The following is a 21,103-nucleotide window of genomic DNA, read 5'->3' as shown; positions in this document are numbered from 1 at the left end:
AATAGAGTTGGTGAGGTTGGCTTATGGTGAAAAGAATAAAACTTCGCACGCTGTTTATAGGAGGGTGTATTACCCTCTTTTTTCTTGTTTTAGTTGGCCGGGTGTTTTGGCTCCAGATTCTGGACGGTGAGTACTGGCAGGATAAGGCGGCCTCGCAGTGGGCCCACTCTGCAACCATCAAAGCGGTCCGCGGTGAGATTGAAGACCGCAACGGGAACGTTCTCGCCAGTGATGTACCTGCATATACCGTTGTTGTCAACCCTGAGGTCATTGCCGAGCAGGGGATTGGCCAGGAAGTGATTGATGGTCTGCACGAGCTGCTGGGTAAACCGGTGGACGAGCTGAAGCCACTGATCGAGGCCAAGGATGATAAGACTGGTAAGTATCTCAAAAACCGCGAGATCCGCAATGAGGGCTGGAAGATTGATAAGGCGCTTAAGGATAAGGTTGTTGCCTTTTATGAAGAATTGGGCAAAAAACATAATATCCGGGAAACAGGTGTCGGGTATGTTACAGAGCAGAAACGCTATTATCCGAAGGATACACTGGCCGCTCATATATTGGGTTATACCGATAGAGACGGCAAGGCGATCATGGGCATGGAGAAGTATTTTGATAAGCAGCTGAAAGGCACGGATGGCAAACTTCTCTATCAAAGTGACGGTAAAGGAGTCAAGCTTCCGAATTCCAAGGATACTTATCAGCCTGTAGTTAACGGGAGTAATATCAAACTGACGATAGACAGCACGATTCAATATTATATTCAAGAGGCTATGCAGAAGGCATATGACAAGTACAAGCCCAAGAGTATAAGTGTCATAGCTGCTGACCCCAATACGATGGAAATTCTCGGTTTGGCGAATATGCCTACCTTTAATCCCAATGAGTACTGGGATACTAATCAGAATGCCGCAGGCTTCTATAACCACGCAATCAAATCCAGATATGAGCCGGGCTCAACCTTTAAGATTGTTACGTTGGCCGGAGTGGTACAGGAGAAACTATTCAATCCAGATGATAAGTTCCAATCCGGTCAAATTTATATCAAGGGATACAGCAAGCCTCTGCATGACATCAATAGAGTAGGCTGGGGGAAAATTTCATTCCTGGAGGGCGTTAAGCGTTCAAGTAACGTAGCATTCGTTAAGCTTGGTTATGAGATGCTTGGTCAGGAGAGATTGCTGAAATACATTAATGACTTTGGCTTTAATGAAAAAACCGGAATCGACCTGCCGGGTGAAACCGTCGGTATCGTCAACCCGGACAAGAACAAATCTGTCGAGAATGCAACCTTGGCCTACGGCCATGGTAAGGTACTGGTTACACCGATTCAGCAGTTAACGGCAGTGTCCGCAATCGCTAATGGCGGCAAGCTGATGGTTCCGCATGTGGTCAAGGAAATCACCGATCCGAATACCGGCAAGAAGACCATTACCCAGCCTGAAGTGGTACGCCAGGTGATTTCGAAGGAGAGTGCCCGTGAAACCGGCGGCTACCTGGAGCAGGTGGTCGCGGATCAGGTTAAAGGAACCGGACGGCATGCCTATATTGAAGGGTATCGTGTAGCGGGTAAAACGGGTACTGCGATTAAGGTCAACGGTACGGACTATGACCGTAACAAGGTACTGTCTTCCTTTATCGGCTATGCACCGGTTAATGATCCCAAGATTGCAGTGATTGTCCTTATTGATGAGCCGCAGGGCGAGGATGGCCGTAATGGGGGGGGAGCGATTGCTGCTCCGGTGTTCCAGGAAATTGTGTCACAGGCGCTGCCTTATATGGGTGTGCCTAAAGTGAGCACGAATTCTGCGGATAACACGTCCAAAACCGTTAAGACTGTTGCTGCCCCACTGCGATCCACACCGGATCTTACCGGCAAAACAGTGCAAGCGGCCAGACAACTGCTGATTGATCAGGGCTTTGACTTTGAAGCTGTAGGTCAAGGCACTAATGTGGTCAGCCAGTATCCGGAGAAAGGAACTGCACTGGCAGCAGGTCAGCGTATCTATCTGCTGAGTCAGCAGGGAGATAAGCCTGTGATACCGGATTTGCGCGGACAGTCGCTTCGTGATGCACTGGAAGTGCTCAGCCTGCTCAAGGTTGGTATTTCAGTGGATGGCGAGGGTTATGTGTCCGGGCAAACAGAAGGGATCAAGAACGGCAAGACACAGGTCACGCTGTCGCTCAAACCCATTAATGAATATGGTGAGAATATTCCTCCGCCCCCTGATGAGGAAGAACCACCCGAAGAATAAGGTCACTGGTATGGGCTTGTTCTAACCCCTGTTTGTCCTGAATAGTCATGAAGATAAGAGCTCATGTCTAGAACAGCGAAAGCGGGGGAACAGAATGAAGGTTTCAAAAGTCGTAACTCGTCGGAGAATGCTGTGGACGCTGATGGGACTGGCCTTATTATTCGGCGCGCTGGCTGTACGTCTGGCGTATGTCCAGCTGTCCGAAGGAGAAAAACTGAGTGCCAAGGCGGAAAGCCAGTGGCGCCGTAATATTCCTTTTACCGCCAAACGCGGTGAAATATTGGACCGGGAAGGGAAAGCACTGGCTTATAATATCAGCTCGCCGACCGTGTATGCAGTTCCCGTACAGGTGAAGGAGAAGCAAAAGACAGCACAGACGCTGGCTCCTCTGCTCGGCATGAGCGAGATGAAGCTGGTGACTTTATTGTCCAAAAGTCAGTCATCGGTGAAGCTACAGCCCGGCGGCCGCAAAATTACGATGGAGCTGGCTGCGAGCATCCGTGATTTGCAGCTGCCGGGCATCGTTGTGGCTGAGGACAACAAACGGTTTTACCCTTACGGAGATTTGGCTGCGCATATTCTGGGCTTCACCGGTATCGACAATCAAGGCATCACCGGGGTAGAAAGCATATACGATAAGCTGCTCCAGGGCAGCGCTGGGGATGTTTCCTATTTGTCTGATGCCGGAGGCCGGCTGATGCCAGGTTCTTCGGAAAAGTATTCAGCTCCCCAGGACGGCCTTAATCTGAAGCTGACGATAGATAAGCAGATCCAGTCCATTATGGAACGCGAGCTGGATCAGGCTATGGTGAAGTATCAGGCACAGGGTAGTTGGGCTATAGCCATGAACCCGAAAAATGGCGAAATTCTGGCCATGGCCAGCAGACCCGGATATGAGCCCGGAGCCTACAAGGAATATGATGCAGGGGTCTACAACCGGAATCTGCCCATCTGGATGACTTACGAGCCGGGTTCCACCTTCAAAATTATTACTTTGGCCGCTGCGCTCCAGGAAGGCAAGGTGGATTTGCAGAATGACCATTTTTTCGATCCCGGTTATATCGAGGTGGGTGGGGCTAAGCTGCGTTGCTGGAAAAAGGGCGGGCATGGCAGCCAGACCTTCCTTGAGGTGGTGGAGAACTCCTGCAATCCCGGCTTTGTAACGCTGGGACAGCGGCTCGGTAAAGATACCTTATTCAAATATATCCGTGATTTTGGATTTGGCGCCAAGACTGGTATTGATCTGAATGGTGAAGCAAGCGGAATCCTCTTTAAGCCTGCACAGGTGGGACCCGTGGAGCTGGCAACCACAGCTTTTGGCCAAGGGGTGTCCGTCACGCCGATTCAGCAGATAGCCGCTGTCTCAGCAGCCATCAACGGCGGCAAGCTATACACACCGCATGTAGCCAAGGCCTGGATCAATCCGGATACCGGGGAGACCGTTTCGGAAGTGCAGCCGGAGATGGTGCGTCAGGTCATCTCAGAGGAAACCTCGAAGAAGGTGCGTGCTGCCCTTGAGAGCGTGGTTGCCAAAGGCACGGGCCGGCCGGCTTTTATTGACGGCTACCGTGTGGGAGGCAAAACAGGGACGGCACAAAAGGTAATTAACGGCCGGTATTCTCCTACAGAGCATATTGTATCGTTTATCGGCTTTGCGCCTGCGGATGATCCGCAGATCGTAGTGTACGCAGCAGTGGATAATCCTAAGGGCATCCAGTTCGGTGGTGTTGTGGCAGCTCCAATCGTGCAGAATATCCTGGAGGATTCCCTTCATTACATGAAGGTTCCGAAACGTAATGACCAGCTCCCTAAAACCTATAAATACGGTGAAACCCCGATTGTGACGGTTCCTGATCTTACAGGGGCTACCGTTCAGGATATTTATGAGGATCTGAACATGAACTTTACACTTGCCCGTTCCGGAACAGGCAATACCGTAATTAATCAGGCGCCAAAAGCGGGAGCCAGAGTCGAGCAGGGTTCGACGATCCGGATTTATATGGGCGCTGAAGATGGGAAATAATGTTGGTGACGTCTTCTTTTCCGAAAAATGCAGAGTGAGGGATGGCTATGAAAGTATACGAATTATCATCTTGTCTCGCGGCTTCGCGGGCGTATGGCGATGGAGAGACGGAAATAACGGGACTCCAGGCGGATTCGCGCCGGGTCAAGTCTGGCGATTTGTTCATCTGCCTGCCGGGGTTTACGGTGGATGGGCATGAATTCGCTCCTCAGGCTGCCGCGAACGGCGCTTCTGCCCTGGTCTGTGAGCGGAAGCTGGATATCGATTTGCCTCAGATTGTAGTGGATGACTGCCGGTTTGCAATGGCCGTATTGTCCAATGCCTTTTTCGGTTCACCGAGCAGCCGGATGAGAATGATCGGCGTGACCGGTACGAACGGAAAAACAACGACCACCTATCTGATAGAGCGTATTATGCAGGACCAGGGCGTTAAGACAGGACTGATTGGAACCATTCAGCTGAGATATGACGGACAGACCTATCCCGCTTCCGGTACGACGCAGGAGTCCCTTGAGCTGCAGCGTACGCTGCAGGATATGGTTCAGAAAGGCGTGCAGTGCTGTGTGATGGAGGTTTCCTCGCACGCCTTGGAGCAGGGACGGGTAAAGGGGACGGATTTCCGGACGGCTATATTTACCAATCTGACACAGGATCATCTGGATTATCATCATACGATGGAAGAGTACCGGGCGGCTAAAGGGCTGTTCTTTTCCCGGATGGGGAATATGATTTCACCATGGAAGGAAGAACGCAAATATGCCGTACTGAATGCGGATGACAAGGCAAGCACTTATTTTGCTGCACAGACTGCCGCAGAGGTCATTACATACGGCATCGACACTCCAGCGAATGTCCGGGCTTCGCAAATTTCCATCACCTCCAAAGGAACTTTCTTCCATGTAGATACGTTTAAGGGAGAGACTGATATCTCACTGCGTATGGTAGGCAAATTTAATGTGTACAATGCGCTGGCTGCGATCACGGCAGCACTGCTGGAAGATGTTCCGCTTACGGATATTAAAGCTAGTCTTGAGTCTGTAGCAGGTGTGGCTGGACGTGTGGAGTCGGTGGATGAAGGCCAGGACTTTGCGGTAATCGTGGACTACGCCCACACACCGGATGGGTTGGAAAATGTGCTGCGGGCGGTATGTGAGTTTGCTTCCGGCAAGGTTCTTACCGTCTTCGGCTGCGGTGGCGACAGAGATACGACCAAACGCCCGCTGATGGGTAAAATTGCTGCGAAATACAGCGACCATGTCTTCGTAACCTCCGACAATCCACGCACTGAGGATCCCCAGCTTATCCTTCAGGACATTGAAGCAGGGTTGCGGGAGGATGGAGTGGCACAGGACCACTATGAAATGATTGTAGACCGCAGGGAAGCGATTAGAAAAGCTATTGAAATGGCAAGCCCCAGCGATGTAGTATTGATTGCGGGGAAAGGTCACGAGACCTATCAACTGATCGGCGGAGTGGTTCATGATTTTGATGACCGCGTCGTCGCCAAAGAAGTTATAAGGGGCCGAAGCTATTGATTACAAGAACGCTGCGAAACATCGCTGCCATGTGCGGGGGGGAACTGTCCTCCGCTTACGATATGGATAAGAAAATTGCGGGAGTCGTTACCGACTCCCGCAAAATTACGCCTGCCTGCCTGTTCGTTCCGCTGGTAGGGGAACATTTTGACGGACATGACTACAGTGTGGCATCTTTGGCGGCGGGTGCCGCCGCTACCTTGTGGCAGAGGGATAGGGGAGTTGCCCCTACGGGGGACGGTGTGATCCTGGTGGATGATACTCTGGCTGCACTGCAGAAGCTGTCTTCCGCATATTTGTGCCAAATTGCTCCACAGGTGGTCGCCGTCACCGGCAGCAACGGAAAGACAACTACGAAGGATATGATTACAGCCCTGCTGGAGGGACAATACAAAGTCCATAAAACTGCAGGGAACTTCAACAACCATATCGGTCTGCCGCTCACGATTCTCTCCATGAGTGAGGATGTTCAGATCGCTGTACTGGAGATGGGGATGAGCTCACGGGGAGAGATTGCCCTCCTTGCCTCTTTAGCGCCGCCTGATGTGGCGGTCATTACCAATGTGGGCGAATCCCATTTGCTGCAGCTCGGGTCCCGTAAGGAAATTGCCCGGGCCAAGCTGGAAATTGCTGAAGGGCTGAAGCCAGGAGGCCTTCTGGTGTATAACGGTGATGAACCGCTGCTCTCCGAAGTTATGGCAGAGCCCTCCTTTCATACACCTGAGGGAATAAAAGGCTTCCGCTTTGGTTTGAACGCTGACAATGATGATTATCCTTCTGGAATGATGACCCATATCGGGGGGATGACCTTCACTTCCCATCTGCATGCGGAGCGCGCCTTCACACTACCGCTGCCGGGCCGGCATAATGTGGTTAATGCTTTGGCTGCGCTAGCGGTTGCCCGCCACTACGGCGTTTCCGAAGACGGCATCGCAGAAGGCCTCAGCAAGCTTAAACTGACTGGAATGCGGATTGAAATAATGCTGGCAGCTTCGGGGCTTATTATGCTGAATGACGCCTATAATGCCAGTCCTACTTCTATGAGAGCAGCCATTGATGTGCTACAAGGCATGAAATGCAGCGGCAAAAAAATCGCTGTGCTGGGGGACATGCTGGAACTTGGGCCGGATGAGGCGCTTTTCCATCAGGAGATCGGTGCTTACCTGGATCCATCCTTAACGGATCTGGTCTTTACCTATGGACCTCTTTCTGCACACATCGCGAAGAAGGCAGAGGAAAGGTTTGGACCTGAACGCGTATTTGCTTTTATGGATAAAAAGGAGCTTACAGCTGCCTTGCTTAATAGAATCGATCCCAAAGATGTTGTACTCTTCAAAGCTTCAAGGGGAATGCGTCTTGAGGAAGTGCTGCACAGCTTGAATGAGCATTCTCAGACGGATCCGGATAAATAGGAGGGGGTGTACCCATGGATTATCAATTACTTCTGCTGACTATTGCTGTGTCCTTTATCCTTGCGGTCATTGCCGCTCCGCTCTTCATTCCGCTTCTGCGGAGGATGAAATTTGGACAGCAGGTTCGTGATGACGGACCTCAGACTCACTTGAAAAAAGCCGGAACGCCTACGATGGGCGGAATTATCATCATGGTGGCGTTCACGCTGTCTTTTTTGAAATTTTCGGTTGTAGACTCAGACTTCTATGTCCTCTTGGTAGCTACGCTTGGCTATGGGCTGATCGGCTTTCTGGACGATTATATCAAAATTGCGTTCAAGCGTTCACTGGGGTTGACACCGCGTCAGAAATTGCTGGGTCAGCTGCTGGTCGGTGCCGTAATGTGCGGACTTCTGATTAACGCCGGGCACAACACCGGAATCAGCATCCCGGGAACTTCGGTCAGCTTTGACTGGGGGAACTGGTTTTACTATCCGTTTATTATCATTATGATGATGGCTGTAACGAATGCGGTGAATTTTACCGATGGAGTAGATGGGCTGCTGTCGGGCGTCAGTGCGATTGCCCTAGCTGCTTTTGCCGTTGTAGCTATGCAGGCTACCTCGATTGCGGCAGGTGTTTGTGCGGCGGCAATGATTGGGGCGGTACTGGGCTTTCTCGTCTTCAATGCACATCCGGCGAAGGTATTTATGGGCGATTTCGGGTCCTTCGGCATTGGTGGAGCCATTGGTGCCATTGCCATTGTTACCAAAAGCGAGCTGCTTTTTGTTGTCATCGGCGGTGTATTCGTCATTGAGATGCTATCTGTCGTGCTGCAGGTGGCCTCATTTAAAACCCGCGGTAAACGCATATTCCGCATGAGCCCGATCCATCATCATTTTGAGCTTGGCGGCTGGTCGGAATGGCGGGTAGTTGTATCCTTCTGGGCGGTGAGCCTGATACTGGCAGCAGTAGGACTAATCTTAAGCAAGGGGTTGTAAAGAATGAAGCATCCGGATGAATACCGTGGTGAAGAAGTGGTCGTCCTGGGCCTTGCCAAAAGCGGTGTCCAGGTGGCCAAGGTGCTGCATGAGCACGGCGCCGTTGTAACGGTCAATGACAAAAAAGAAAGAGATCAAAGTCCCGAAGCTTCCGAACTGGAATCTTTGGGAATTTCTGTTATATGCGGAGGTCACCCGGAGGGATTAATTCATCCGGGCGTGAGCCTGCTAGTGAAGAATCCGGGAATTCCCTATTCCGTACCTCCGGTGCAAAAAGCAATGGAGCTGGGTATCGAGGTAGTGACTGAGGTGGAGGTGGCTTACCACCTTTGCGCAGCACCTATGATTGGTATCACCGGTTCTAACGGCAAGACGACGACAACCACCTGGGTGGGGCGTATGCTGGACGCTGCGGGAATGAACCCTATTGTGGCCGGGAACATCGGCACACCGCTCTGTCAGGCCGCACAGGAGGCTCATGATGACAATTGGATGGTAGTCGAGCTTAGCAGCTTTCAACTCAAAGGTACTAAAGAGTTCCGCCCTAAGATAGGCTGTCTGCTGAATGTGGCAGAGACCCATCTGGACTATCATGGCGGTATGGAGGATTATATTGCTTCCAAGGCTAAGCTGTTTGAGCGGCAAGGGCCAAGCGACACAGCGGTGCTGAACTGGGATGACCCTGTCTGTAGAGAACTAGTGCCTTATATCAAAGCAGGAATCTTGCCCTTTTCAATGACCGAAGAGCTGGTTCAGGGTGTCTTTGTCCGTCCTTCATTTGTCCAGGGTACCGAAGATGATCTCAAGCGGGTAATTGTCTATCGGGATTACTCCGAGAGTGAGACGGAAATTGCCGACGTTGATACTATCGGACTGCCGGGCCGCTTCAATGTGGAGAACGCCCTGGCTGCCTGCGGGATTGCAATCGCCGCAGGTGCAGACCCTGCCGGACTTGCCGAAGTGCTGGCAAATTTCAGAGGTGTCGAGCACCGGCTGGAATATGTAGCAGATAAAGCCGGAGCCGCTTATTACAACAACTCCAAAGCCACCAACTCCAAAGCCACCTCAATGGCGCTGGCCTCCTTCCGGAAGCCGGTTGTTCTGATAGCCGGCGGACTCGACCGCGGTTCCGATTATATGGAGCTATTGCCTGTCCTCGGCGGGGTCAAAGCGCTTGTAGCGCTCGGACAGACCAAGGACAAGCTCGCGGCCGTCGCAGGCATGGCAGGAGTAAAGCGCATCATCTCCGTCGATAATGGGGAGAGCGCCGCCGCCGTGCTGCAAAAGGCCGTGCGGGAGGCTTCCGCTCTGGCGGAAGCGGGGGATATTGTTCTCCTGTCTCCTGCCTGCGCCAGTTGGGATATGTTTACATCCTATGAGGAGCGCGGGCGTATTTTTAAAGAGGCGGTGCATAACCTTTAAGTAGGGGGGTGGATAAGCCCCTACTACAGATGCAAGAGGTGTGCTCCTGATGAACAAATCCCGTCATGCGCCCGATATCTGGATACTTATGGCTATTGTGTCCCTGCTGTTAATCGGCATGGTGATGGTTTACAGCGCAGGTTCTGTTTTGGGCTTCCGCAATTATGGCGATTCGTTTTATTTTGTCAAAAGGCAACTGTTATTTGCGGGGCTTGGGCTTGGCGCAATGTTCGTTACCGCGAACACCGATTATCTGGTGCTGAAGAGATTTGCCAGACCCGCACTGATGATCTGCTTCATTCTGCTTGTCATGGTGCTGATCCCCGGTATCGGCGTTGTGCGCGGAGGAGCCCGAAGTTGGCTCGGCATCAGCTCTTTCGGGATTCAGCCCTCCGAATTCATGAAAATGGGGATGATCCTCTTTCTCGCCAATTGGCTGGGGAAGGATGATTATGATATCTCTTCCTTCACAAAAGGGCTGCTGCCCCCGCTCGCACTGATCGGCTCCGCATTTGCCCTTATTATGCTTCAGCCGGATCTGGGGACAGGCACCGTCATGTTCGGCGCTGCCCTCATGATGATTTTTACTGCCGGAGCACGTATGAAGCACCTGCTCTCCCTGGGCTCTTTGGGAGTGGTTGGGTTCGCCGCACTGGTTGCTGCAGCTCCTTACCGTCTGCAGCGGATTACAGCATTTCTGGACCCTTGGTCCGATCCGCTGGGGAAGGGCTATCAGATTATCCAATCGCTCTATGCAATTGGCCCCGGCGGTCTTGGTGGTCTGGGACTTGGTATGAGCCGGCAAAAGTACAGCTATGTGCCGGAGCCGCAGACCGATTTTATTTTTTCCATTTTGGCCGAGGAGCTTGGTTTCATTGGTGGGCTGATTGTTCTGGTCCTGTTCCTGATTCTGATCTGGAGGGGCATGAAGGTGGCAATGAGTCTGCCAGACCGGTTCGGCAGCTATTTGGCGGTAGGCATCGTCTGTATGGTAGCCGTCCAGGTCATCATTAACATTGGCGTTGTCATCGGCCTAATGCCGGTTACAGGCATTACGCTTCCGCTGATCAGCTATGGGGGTTCATCGCTGACCCTAATGCTCACAGCACTCGGCATTTTACTCAACCTATCCCGTTATGCGAGGTGAAAGACATGCGTATCGTATTAAGCGGCGGCGGCACAGGCGGACATATCTATCCTGCTGTCGCTGTTGCAAGGCAACTGGAAGCGGAAGAAGAAGGCTCGGCTTTTCTGTATATTGGCGGAAAGCGTGGGCTGGAGAGCAAGCTGGTTCCGCAAGAGAACCTTCCGTTCAAATCGATTGATATCACAGGTTTCCGGCGCAAGTTATCTATGGACAATGTGAAGACTGTAATGCGTTTTTTGAAAGGGGTCAAAGCCTCCAAGGCAATGCTCAGGGAATTTAAGCCGGATGTCGTGATCGGTACCGGCGGATACGTATGCGGACCGGTGGTTTATGCGGCCTCTAAACTTGGTATTCCTACCCTTATTCATGAGCAAAACGCGATACCGGGGCTGACGAACCGTTTTCTCAGCCGCTATGCCGATACGGTTGCCGTTAGCTTTGAAGGAACGGAGTCGGCGTTTCCCGGCGGGAAACATGTGATCTATACCGGGAATCCCCGGGCGACCACTGTAACCACCGCCAACCCCCAGCGCGGCTTTGCATCACTCGGTATTCCTGAGGGCAGTACGGTGGTTCTGATGGTCGGCGGCAGCGGCGGAGCAAGAGCCATAAATCAGGCTATGATTGAGATGGCTCCATTTGTGGGTAAGGGTAATGGTGTTCATTATGTATATGTAACCGGTGAGTCCTATTTCGAAGAAACCCGCAAAGCTCTGCGCGAAAAGCTGGGGGGCGTGCCGAATTGGCTGCATCTTCTCCCTTACATCCATAATATGCCTGAGGTGCTGGCTTGTACTTCTCTTATCGTGAACCGGGCGGGCGCTTCATTTCTGGCTGAAATTACAGCACTAGGTATTCCCTCTGTTCTAATCCCGTCCCCTAACGTGACGAATAACCACCAGGAGGCGAATGCAAGACAATTGGAAAGGGAAGGTGCAGCAGTAGTGCTGCTTGAGAAGGATTTGAATGGCCAGGCACTGATGGAGGCTGTACAGAAAATTATCAGTGTGGAGTCCGTGCGCAAGCAAATGTCTGAAGCCTCTCGGCGTTTAGGCAAAAGGGATTCTGCGGCACTTGTCGTTAGCGAGCTGCGCAGGCTGGCCGCAATGCGGAAGTCGTAGTAGAGAGACTTGCTTCCAGTAGGCTGGAAGACGCTTCCTGTTATTGGTCTTCACTGTCACACACCCGAGGGCACGAACATAGGATAATCCTATAATCGTGACTATCACCCAGAGCACTTCCGGTCCATGAAATGCGGGCACGGGCAGCTTTTCCTGACCGTAATTGATTTTTGTACAGGAAGTGCTTGTGGTGGGTGAGCGGTAATCTCGGAGGTGATACATTGGACAAATTGGTGATTGAGGGTGGAACCCCCCTGTCAGGCACCATACGTATCCATGGAGCAAAAAATGCGGCACTGCCGATTCTGGCGGCTAGCCTGCTTGCCGAAGGAGTTCACTCACTGCATAATGTGCCGAAGTTGCTGGACATTGAGACGATGCTGCACATTCTGGAACGGCTGGGGTGCAGTTGCACTCACGAGGACGATACAGTAACGATGGATACTTCGTCTGTGGATACATCCCATGTTCCAGAGGATCTGATGCGGCAGATGAGATCCTCAATTTTTCTGATGGGGCCGCTGTTATGCAGATTTGGCGAGGTGACGATTTACCAGCCGGGAGGCTGTGCGATCGGTGAACGCAAGATTGACCTTCACCTCCAGGGGCTCAAACAGCTTGGTGCGGAGATTGAGGAAGTTAACGGACGGATTTCCTGCCGGGCTGCCAAGCTGACGGGAAGCGATATTCATCTGGATTATCCGAGTGTCGGAGCGACGGAGAATATTATGATGGCGGCTGCCATGGCTGAAGGCACTACAACGATATCGGGCGCAGCCAGAGAACCTGAAATTCAGGATCTGCAGAATTATCTGAACACAATGGGTGCTCAGATCATAGGCGCAGGCACCGATACGATTACGATTCAAGGGGTCAAAAAACTGCAGCCCTGCAGCTACGAGGTGATCCCGGACCGGATTGTAGCCGGTACAGTGATGATCGCAGCGGCTGCGACACGTGGAAATGTGACATTGACCCATACGAATGCCGGGCATTTAACCTCGCTTATTCATGTGCTCAGACGGGCTGGTGTTCAAATTACAGTATGCAATGATATAATTAATATCAGTTGTATGGGACGTCCCCGTGCGGTTGAGAGAATCGTAACCTCTCCTTACCCTTCCTTTCCCACAGACTTGCAGTCCCAAGTGATGGTACTGCTGTCACTGGCCGACGGATTCAGTGTGATCAAAGAGACTGTATTCGAGGGACGCTTCAAGCATGTAGAGGAAATGGCCCGTATGGGGGCAGATATCTCTATTGATCTGAACCGTGCATTCATACGCGGGGTGCAGAGGTTATACGGAGCTACGGTGGAAGCTACCGACCTGAGGGCAGGGGCTGCCCTGGTGATCGCTGGACTCGCAGCTCAAGGTACTACGGTAGTTGAGCAGGCGCACCATATTGACCGCGGATATGATGGTATTGAGAAGCTGTTCCAGAAGCTTGGAGCACGCATCAGCCGCAAAGTACCTGTGCCGGGTCCGTTAGATTTGGCCAATTAAAGCTCCCTGTCTCCTTCGGCTTCACGCGAGGGAAGGAGACAGGGCCTTATTACGGAGATATGAGAATGCCTAAAACCCGTTTACCTCTGCTTAAAGAGGACAAGCCAAGCAAAAAAATGAGCCGGAAGGTCACTATGATCCTGCTGCTGCTGTTCATTGCGCTGCTGGCTGTGATTTTTTTTCGTTCGTCGCTCAGCCGCATTACAGAGATTCACTTTCAGGGTAATAAGTACACGACCCGGGAAGAACTGATGTCCCAAAGCGGGCTTTCGGTCGGAGGACAGTTCTTTGCCGTCTCTAAGACATCCGTGAAGAATTCCCTGAAGGAGCTTAAGACCGTCCAGGAGGCTTCGGTAATCAAAAGTTTTCCTGGCAAGGTTACCATTACTATTAAGGAATATCCTGCAGTTGCTTATGAATTGGACCCGTCCGGTGAACTTGAAGCCATTCTGTCCAGCGGGGCGGCTGTAGGCGTGAATGAGTCCGGAATTGCGGTGGAGAAGCCTGTTCTGACAGGCTGGGACGCTAAGGACCCTTATAAGGCCAAGCTGTGCCAGGTGCTCGCCAGCATTCCCAATGAACTGACCGGTGATATTTCCGAGATCGTACCTTCACCGACGCTATCCTTTCCGGACCGGATTAAGCTGTATACCCGTTCGCATTTTGAAGTCATAACAGCGATTTCTCTGCTTAAGGATAAGGTGGAATATTTGAATCAGGTCATTGAGACCGAGGAGCCCGGACTGATTAAGATGCTGGAAGCCGATTCATATGTTCCGTTTCAAGCTCCACAAGTAACAAATGAGGATAAAGGAGACGCACAAGAGTAAATAGTCCCTACTAATAGAGCGGGAAAAATGCTACAATCGGATTTACGGGCAATAAGCTGGATCCCTCTTTTTTCTCCGGATTTTTTGAACTAATGCCGTAAATATGGATGATGTTTCTTGATTACACTTATTTTAACTTTATAGTCTGCTAGTTTCATGGATTTAGGAAAGCATCTATGTTTATGCGGAATGCTTGTTATATTATTCCACTCAAAAAATTTGTAGAAAAAAGAGGGAAAGGATTAGGTATGTTGAATATGTACAGAGAAGTTTCCCGGGACCGGGAGCAAACTGTTTTACTGGCTTCACCATCTATTTTTATCATAACAGGAGGTGCCATAGAGCTTGAGCAACAATGACATCATTGTTAGTTTGGACATCGGTACATCCAAAGTTCGGGCTATAATTGGGGAAGTTACCAATGGAACCTTTAATATTATTGGCGTTGGATCTGCTGATTCAGAAGGAATACGGAAAGGTGCGATAGTCGATATCGACCAGACCGTGCAATCGATCAAAAGTGCGGTAGACCATGCGGAGCAAATGGTAGGCATCCAAATTTCCGAGGTCTACGTAGGCATATCCGGCAATCATATCGGACTGCAGTCCAGTCACGGTGTTGTAGCCGTTCAGAATGAGGACCGTGAGATTGGTGAGGATGACATTGACCGGGTAATTAAAGCTGCGGAAGTCATCGCACTGCCTCCTGAACGCGAAGTGATTGATGTTGTCGCCAAACAATATATCGTAGACGGTCTTGAAGGTATCCAGGATCCGCGCGGAATGATCGGTGTCCGTCTGGAAGTTGAGGCAACAATCATTACCGGAGCCAAAACGCCAATACATAATCTGCTTCGCTGTGTAGAGAAATCAGGGCTGAAAGTTAAAGATCTTGTGCTGATGTCTCTTGGAGCCGGTGGATTGGCGCTTTCCAAAGATGAGAAATCAATGGGCGCTGTACTGGTAGACATCGGTGCAGGTTCAACGACGATAGCCGTATATGAAGAGGGTTCCCTTTGTGCAACATCCACGATTCCGATCGGCGGAGAATTTGTAACGAATGATATTGCCTACGGACTTCGGACACTTACAGACCAGGCAGAGAAGGTTAAGCTGAAATATGGCTGCGCCTGGGTTGATGATGCCGCTTCGGATGTGGTATTCAAGGTGTTACGAATCGGAAGCAATGTTGAAAAAGAGTTCAACCAGGAAGATTTGGCTGCAATTATTGAGCCAAGAGTACAGGAAATTTTTCATCTGATCCGCCAAGAAGTGAAACGGCTTGGTTACACAGAGCTTCCCGGAGGTTATATACTTACGGGTGGGACTGTATCCATGCCTGGTGTTCTGAAGGCGGCGCAAACTGAACTAACTGCCTCTGTACGCATAGCTGTGCCTGATTATATCGGTGTCCGGGACCCTGGTTTCACCGGTGGTGTAGGCATCCTGCACAATGTTGTCCGCAGTTACCGTGGACGCAACAGTGGCGGAGGAAGCGGCAACAAGAAAACGGTCAACCGAAACAAGCAGAACGCCGTTCCAAGCCAAGATACCGGGAAGAAGCCCGGTTTGGTGGAACGTCTTAAGAATATGTTCAGCGAGTTCATATAAGTGTAAGTCCAGATATACTTGGACCGGCCATCCAAGCACTATTCTAGGGGGAGATGGAACAATATGTTGGAATTTGATTTTGAAATGGGGAGCTTGGCTCAAATAAAAGTCATCGGCGTTGGCGGCGGCGGAAGCAATGCTGTCAACCGGATGATTGAAAATGGCGTTCAGGGTGTTGAATTCATCACAGTAAATACAGATGCCCAAGCGCTGCATATGGCCAAATCGGAGCATAAGCTGCAAATCGGGGACAAGCTGACCCGTGGACTAGGCGCTGGCGCCAATCCGGAGGTGGGCAAGAAAGCGGCCGAAGAATCCCGCGATCTGATTTCCAATACGCTCAAGGGCGCAGATATGGTATTTGTGACTGCGGGCATGGGTGGCGGTACAGGTACAGGGGCTGCGCCTGTTATTGCTGAAATCGCCAGAGAATGCGGGGCGCTGACGGTTGGCGTTGTGACGCGTCCGTTTACTTTTGAAGGAAGAAAACGTTCCAACCAGGCAGAATTTGGTATTGAAGCGTTGAAGGAAAAGGTAGATACCCTTATCGTTATTCCGAATGACCGGTTGCTTGAAATTGTCGACAAGAAAACACCGATGCTGGAAGCCTTCCGCGAAGCGGACAACGTGCTCCGGCAAGCGGTTCAAGGGATCTCTGATCTTATTGCCGTTCCGGGTCTGATCAACCTTGACTTTGCCGATGTGAAGACGATCATGACAGAACGCGGTTCGGCATTGATGGGCATCGGAATTGCCACTGGTGAGAACCGTGCCTCGGAAGCCGCCCGCAAAGCTATTATGAGCCCGCTGCTCGAAACTTCTATTGAAGGTGCGCGCGGCATAATCATGAACATTACTGGCGGCTCGAACCTCTCCTTGTATGAGGTCAACGAAGCTGCCGAGATTGTGAATTTCGCTTCTGATCCTGAAGTCAACATGATTTTTGGGGCCATGATTGAGGAGAGTATGAAGGATGAAATTAAAGTTACGGTGATTGCTACCGGCTTTGAACATAAGGCATCCCCTGTTGCGCCTAACCGCCGTCCGGCAACTAGCAGTGAGCCTGCCGCTGACAAGAACGCCAACCTGCGTCCTTTTGGCAATCAGACAACCTCTGACCAGCTCGATATCCCGACGTTCTTACGCAACCGCACACGCGGAAACAACGATTAGACCAAAAGACACATATACGTTTACGGAAGCACCGTATCCGCATAGCAGAATGCTATGGCCGGATACGGTGTTTTTTGTTTTTTAAGCTGATATAATACGGATAACGGGAGTGGATATAATGGAATTGCTGGACCCCCGGGTGGATTTTGTATTCAAAAGAATTTTTGCAAGCGAGAGTAACAAGGATGTGCTGCTGGCGTTTTTGAACCGTATTCTTATGGATGCCGGAGACGCTCCCTTAAACGAAGTGGTGCTTCTAAACCCGTATACAGATAAAGATGACCCGCTGGATAAGCAGTCGATCTTTGATATTTGGGCAAAGACAGAGGACGGAAAGCTGATCAATATCGAAATGCAGCTGTTCAACAGATATGATATGGAGAAGCGGACCTTATATTACTGGAGCAAACGCTACTCCGGCCAGTTGCAGACTGGCGGCAGGTACACAGACCTCAAAAAATGCGTAACGATTAATATCTTGAATTATAAGGTATTACCTAATGAACACACTCACAGTGTCTTTCATCTACGGGAGGACATCAGCGGTTCACGACTGACAGATGACATAGAGATTCATTTCCTGGAGCTCCCTAAGCTGAATCAGCCGGCGGTTCCGGGTGAGAGCGGTTTGGTCAATTGGCTGCTTTTTTTGAAAGGGAGCGACAATTCGAATTGGGAGGTACTGCGGATGAATGAACCAGCTTTGAGAAAGGCAATGGAAACATTGGAATTTTTAAGTCAGGATTCTGAAGCCCGGCGTAAATATGAAGACCGTCAGAAGTTTCTGCATGATGAAGCCTCGCAAAGAGACGGGGCTCAAAGAGAAGGCTTTGCTAAAGGAATGCAAGAGGGGAAACAAGAAGGAATCAAGGAAGGAATCAAGGAAGGGATCAAGGAAGGGATCAAGGAAGGCAAGAAGGAAGGCTTGAAAGAAGGTTTGAGAGAAGGTAAGCTCGAAGTAGCAAAGAATCTGTTGGCTATGGGGCTGGATCTTTCATCCATACAAGCTGCGACGGGTCTGACTGAAGAAGAAATTCAATCTATCTAATGAAATTCAATATACTCGCACAAAAGCCAGCCCTAGACAGGCTGGCTTTTGTGCGAGTATAAGGATTTATCTGTTTCACATTATAAATCTCCCTCTACATGATTTAGAGTATTAGCTGTGAAATCGCACTCAGTAGCTCTCCTTATACCTTAGCTGTTTACGCTGCTTCCAGTAGTCGGACTTTGCGGATGAGTCGCTAATTACAGTGAAGGTAGCATATAACTGGCATGACGCTATAAACCGACAAAAAAACCTCAGGATTGCCCCCCAAGTTTAGACAGACTTTGGATGGGAGTCTTTCTATACTAATCTTATCGTCCAAAATGAGAGCCGGAACCTTGGTCTTTCGGATAGATACCACGCTTACAGGCAGGTGAATCCGCTGGTTGTTTATATTGACTTGATTTTCACCGCCAATTTATTGATCGATGGTATTCTGTTGTGGCTGACAGGCTGGCTGGTCAAGCAGAAGGTCTCTTGGTGGCGGCTCATAAGTTCGGCGCTGGTTGGCGCACTCTATGTGGTGATGATGTTTGTGCCGGAGCTTTCGTTCCTGTACACCTTTCTCATCAAGTTTGGATTGTCGGTAGTGATGTTGTGGATCGCTTTTGGTTTCACAAGTCTGCAAAGCTACCTTCGGGCGTTGGGGGCATTCTATATCATTAATTTTGCAGCTGCCGGGGGAATTGTCGGCGTTCACTATTTGCTGCAGAGCTCGGGCGACATCTGGAACGGGATTCTATTCACCTCCTCGGGCGGCCAAGCTTACCGGCTGAAAATCGGGTTTTGGTTCGTGCTTGCGCTTTTACCTGTGGTGCTGTTTCTCTTCAAGATGATCCATTCCTCCAGAGCCCGGAGAGAACAGCTAGAGACTTATATAGGTGAAGTTTGCGTAGAGATCGAAGGGGTGAGCGTGTCATGTCCCGGACTGCTGGACACCGGGAACCGTCTGAACGATCCATTGACACGGATTCCAGTGATGGTGATGGAAGCTTCACTGTGGGAGGGGCATCTTCCGGCCTCCTGGAAAGGAAGGCTTACCCAGATTAGTGCCGACCAGCTTCTTCTGGAAGCGGACGGGCAGTCCTTTGCCTGGCAGGACAGATTGCGGCTTGTTCCCTATAGGGGTATCAACCGCGGAGCATCCTTTATGCTTGCGCTGAAGCCGGATCTGGTGACGATAAAGCTTGGGGAGGAGACTTTTTTCAGCAAAAGGGTCCTCATCGGGCTGGATGGCGGAACACTGTCGGGAGACGGTGTGTACCGGGCGGTCATACATCCTGACCTGACCCAAAGAGAGTCCCCTGCAAAGGCGGCGATGCCTTCCTGAGCTCGAACAGAGTTTGGGCAACAACCCTGTCGGGTTGGAAAAGATGTGGCAAAAAGGTCAGGGGACTAATAACTACCTCAGGGTAATGGTGTACTTCTTGAAGGAGGAACAATAATGGTCAAATGGAAGATTGTGCTGCAGCTTCAATATTACCGGATGCTTTTTCTGCTGGGGCTGAAAAGTCAGGAAATCTATTATATCGGCGGTAGCGAGGCATTGCCCCCACCCCTTACAAGAGAGGAAGAGGAGTTTCTGCTGCAGCGGCTCTCAAGCGGTGACGCCGCAGTACGCGCCATGCTGATTGAACGCAACCTGCGGCTGGTAGTCTATATTGCCCGCAAATTTGAGAACACCGGCATCAACATTGAGGATCTGGTATCCATCGGGGCGATTGGCTTGATTAAGGCTGTTAATACCTTTGATCCGGAGAAAAAAATCAAGCTGGCCACCTATGCTTCGCGCTGTATTGAAAATGAGATTCTGATGTATTTGCGGCGCAACAGCAAAACCCGGAGCGAGGTTTCTTTTGATGAACCGTTGAATATCGATTGGGATGGCAATGAGCTGTTGCTCTCGGATGTGCTGGGTACGGAGAATGACACCATCTACCGTAACATTGAAGAACAGGTGGACCGCAAGCTGCTGCAGAAGGCGCTGGAAAAGCTCAGTGAGCGAGAGAGACTGATCATGGAGCTGCGGTTTGGGCTGCGCGGCGGGGAAGAAAAAACGCAAAAGGACGTTGCCGATCTGCTGGGAATCTCCCAATCTTACATTTCACGTCTGGAAAAAAGAATTATCAAGCGGCTACGCAAAGAGTTCAACAAGATGGTGTAACCTGAAGAGGTCAAGGAATAAAATGCCGGGCCGGGGAGATAATGTACAGTAATGTTTCTCCTTGGGAGGTAAATCATCATGACCCGAAATAAAGTCGAGATTTGCGGTGTGGACACCGCCAAACTGCCCGTTCTAACGAATGTGGAAATGCGGGAATTGTTCACTTCGCTGCAGCAGCAGGGCGAGCGATCCGCCAGAGAGAAATTGGTAAACGGTAACCTTAGACTTGTGCTTAGTGTGATTCAAAGGTTTAACAACCGGGGAGAGTTCGTTGATGATCTGTTCCAGGTAGGCTGCATCGGGCTGATGAAAGCCATCGATAATTTTGATTTATCACAAAATGTAAAGTTCTCCACCTATGCGGTACCAATGATCATTGGTGAAATCCGCCGGTACCTTCGTGACAACAACCCGATACGGGTATCGCGCTCCCTGAGAGACATTGCCTACAAAGCATTACAGGTGCGTGACAGTCTGACCAATCAGAATTCAAGGGAACCAACGATTTTTGAAATCTCCGAGGCACTTGGGGTTCCCAAAGAAGATGTGGTATTTGCTCTTGATGCCATTCAGGACCCGGTCTCTTTGTTCGAACCTATTTACCATGACGGCGGAGATCCCATTTATGTGATGGACCAGATCAGCGATGACAAGAATAAGGATGTGTCGTGGATCGAGGAAATAGCGCTTCGTGAAGCGATGCAGAGGCTGGGGCAGCGGGAGAAGCGAATTCTGTCGATGCGTTTTTTTGAAGGCAAAACCCAAATGGAGGTTGCGGACGAAATCGGTATTTCACAGGCGCAGGTTTCCCGGCTTGAAAAGTCGGCCATACAGCAGATGCAGAAGCATGTTAAGTCATAAAAACACATAACAGGAT

Annotated in this window: 16 protein-coding genes; all 16 read left to right on the top strand. The window is 50.7% G+C overall.

The window, feature by feature from the left end:
- The first annotated feature begins 23 nt into the window (after window positions 1–23).
- The 16 genes from A3849_RS15660 (at window position 24) to sigG (ending at window position 21,087) form a co-directional block, all read left to right on the top strand.
- Window positions 24–2,255, top strand: a complete 2,232-nt coding sequence (locus A3849_RS15660) for a penicillin-binding transpeptidase domain-containing protein (RefSeq protein ID WP_074112250.1) — start codon at window positions 24–26, stop codon at window positions 2,253–2,255.
- Window positions 2,256–2,349: 94 nt separating this feature from the next.
- Window positions 2,350–4,278, top strand: a complete 1,929-nt coding sequence (locus tag A3849_RS15655; protein ID WP_074112249.1) for a stage V sporulation protein D — start codon at window positions 2,350–2,352, stop codon at window positions 4,276–4,278.
- A 47-nt stretch (window positions 4,279–4,325) separates the two neighbouring features.
- A complete protein-coding gene (locus tag A3849_RS15650) occupies window positions 4,326–5,813 on the top strand; it encodes a UDP-N-acetylmuramoyl-L-alanyl-D-glutamate--2,6-diaminopimelate ligase (RefSeq protein ID WP_074112248.1) in 1,488 nt (495 codons plus the stop codon).
- Entirely contained in the window at window positions 5,810–7,225 is a 1,416-nt protein-coding gene (locus A3849_RS15645; RefSeq protein WP_074112247.1) for a UDP-N-acetylmuramoyl-tripeptide--D-alanyl-D-alanine ligase, read from the top strand. The genes A3849_RS15650 and A3849_RS15645 overlap by 4 nt, the downstream gene beginning before the upstream one ends.
- Before the next feature lie 14 nt (window positions 7,226–7,239).
- The gene (gene mraY / locus A3849_RS15640; RefSeq protein ID WP_074112246.1) at window positions 7,240–8,205 is read left to right on the top strand and encodes a phospho-N-acetylmuramoyl-pentapeptide-transferase; all 966 of its coding nucleotides are present in this window, start codon (window positions 7,240–7,242) and stop codon (window positions 8,203–8,205) included.
- Window positions 8,206–8,208: 3 nt separating this feature from the next.
- Window positions 8,209–9,627: a UDP-N-acetylmuramoyl-L-alanine--D-glutamate ligase gene (murD, locus tag A3849_RS15635; protein ID WP_074085653.1), complete on the top strand. Its 1,419-nt coding sequence runs from the start codon at window positions 8,209–8,211 to the stop codon at window positions 9,625–9,627.
- Window positions 9,628–9,676: 49 nt separating this feature from the next.
- The gene (gene spoVE, locus A3849_RS15630) at window positions 9,677–10,774 is read left to right on the top strand and encodes a stage V sporulation protein E (protein ID WP_074112245.1); all 1,098 of its coding nucleotides are present in this window, start codon (window positions 9,677–9,679) and stop codon (window positions 10,772–10,774) included.
- A 5-nt stretch (window positions 10,775–10,779) separates the two neighbouring features.
- Window positions 10,780–11,895 carry an undecaprenyldiphospho-muramoylpentapeptide beta-N-acetylglucosaminyltransferase gene (gene murG, locus A3849_RS15625; protein ID WP_074112244.1) on the top strand — a complete coding sequence of 372 codons (1,116 nt, stop codon included), beginning with the start codon at window positions 10,780–10,782 and terminating at the stop codon, window positions 11,893–11,895.
- 221 nt (window positions 11,896–12,116) lie between these two features.
- A complete protein-coding gene (gene murA / locus A3849_RS15620) occupies window positions 12,117–13,400 on the top strand; it encodes a UDP-N-acetylglucosamine 1-carboxyvinyltransferase (RefSeq protein ID WP_074112243.1) in 1,284 nt (427 codons plus the stop codon).
- 65 nt (window positions 13,401–13,465) lie between these two features.
- Entirely contained in the window at window positions 13,466–14,230 is a 765-nt protein-coding gene (locus A3849_RS15615) for a cell division protein FtsQ/DivIB (protein WP_074112242.1), read from the top strand.
- Window positions 14,231–14,575: 345 nt separating this feature from the next.
- Window positions 14,576–15,841 (top strand): cell division protein FtsA, encoded by a 1,266-nt coding sequence (gene ftsA, locus A3849_RS15605; RefSeq protein ID WP_074112240.1) that lies wholly within the window; start codon window positions 14,576–14,578, stop codon window positions 15,839–15,841.
- Between the two features lie 63 nt (window positions 15,842–15,904).
- A complete protein-coding gene (gene ftsZ, locus A3849_RS15600) occupies window positions 15,905–17,014 on the top strand; it encodes a cell division protein FtsZ (protein WP_074085646.1) in 1,110 nt (369 codons plus the stop codon).
- A gap of 118 nt (window positions 17,015–17,132) precedes the next feature.
- Window positions 17,133–18,062: an Rpn family recombination-promoting nuclease/putative transposase gene (locus tag A3849_RS15595; protein ID WP_074112239.1), complete on the top strand. Its 930-nt coding sequence runs from the start codon at window positions 17,133–17,135 to the stop codon at window positions 18,060–18,062.
- Between the two features lie 373 nt (window positions 18,063–18,435).
- Window positions 18,436–19,392, top strand: a complete 957-nt coding sequence (gene spoIIGA / locus A3849_RS15590; RefSeq protein WP_178382710.1) for a sigma-E processing peptidase SpoIIGA — start codon at window positions 18,436–18,438, stop codon at window positions 19,390–19,392.
- A 111-nt stretch (window positions 19,393–19,503) separates the two neighbouring features.
- Window positions 19,504–20,226 carry an RNA polymerase sporulation sigma factor SigE gene (sigE, locus tag A3849_RS15585; RefSeq protein ID WP_074085644.1) on the top strand — a complete coding sequence of 241 codons (723 nt, stop codon included), beginning with the start codon at window positions 19,504–19,506 and terminating at the stop codon, window positions 20,224–20,226.
- A 78-nt stretch (window positions 20,227–20,304) separates the two neighbouring features.
- Window positions 20,305–21,087, top strand: a complete 783-nt coding sequence (gene sigG / locus A3849_RS15580; RefSeq protein WP_019909334.1) for an RNA polymerase sporulation sigma factor SigG — start codon at window positions 20,305–20,307, stop codon at window positions 21,085–21,087.
- Window positions 21,088–21,103: the final 16 nt, after the last annotated feature.

This window comes from Paenibacillus sp. P46E (assembly GCF_001909095.1).
GTDB classification, from domain to species: Bacteria; Bacillota; Bacilli; order Paenibacillales; family Paenibacillaceae; genus Paenibacillus_AQ; species Paenibacillus_AQ helianthi.
Note: the sequence above shows the minus strand (reverse complement) of the source record. Positions and strands in the feature narration are given on the sequence as shown.

Bases quoted from the DNA above. Each gene is read 5' to 3' on its own strand.
- A3849_RS15595 (WP_074112239.1), top strand. From the start codon at position 17,133: ATGGAATTGCTGGACCCCCGGGTGGATTTTGTATTCAAAAGAATTTTT.
- spoVE (WP_074112245.1), top strand. From the start codon at position 9,677: ATGAACAAATCCCGTCATGCGCCCGATATCTGGATACTTATGGCTATT.
- sigG (WP_019909334.1), top strand. From the start codon at position 20,305: ATGACCCGAAATAAAGTCGAGATTTGCGGTGTGGACACCGCCAAACTG.
- mraY (WP_074112246.1), top strand. From the start codon at position 7,240: ATGGATTATCAATTACTTCTGCTGACTATTGCTGTGTCCTTTATCCTT.
- ftsZ (WP_074085646.1), top strand. From the start codon at position 15,905: ATGTTGGAATTTGATTTTGAAATGGGGAGCTTGGCTCAAATAAAAGTC.
- murD (WP_074085653.1), top strand. From the start codon at position 8,209: ATGAAGCATCCGGATGAATACCGTGGTGAAGAAGTGGTCGTCCTGGGC.
- A3849_RS15615 (WP_074112242.1), top strand. From the start codon at position 13,466: ATGCCTAAAACCCGTTTACCTCTGCTTAAAGAGGACAAGCCAAGCAAA.
- murG (WP_074112244.1), top strand. From the start codon at position 10,780: ATGCGTATCGTATTAAGCGGCGGCGGCACAGGCGGACATATCTATCCT.
- A3849_RS15655 (WP_074112249.1), top strand. From the start codon at position 2,350: ATGAAGGTTTCAAAAGTCGTAACTCGTCGGAGAATGCTGTGGACGCTG.
- A3849_RS15660 (WP_074112250.1), top strand. From the start codon at position 24: ATGGTGAAAAGAATAAAACTTCGCACGCTGTTTATAGGAGGGTGTATT.
- A3849_RS15650 (WP_074112248.1), top strand. From the start codon at position 4,326: ATGAAAGTATACGAATTATCATCTTGTCTCGCGGCTTCGCGGGCGTAT.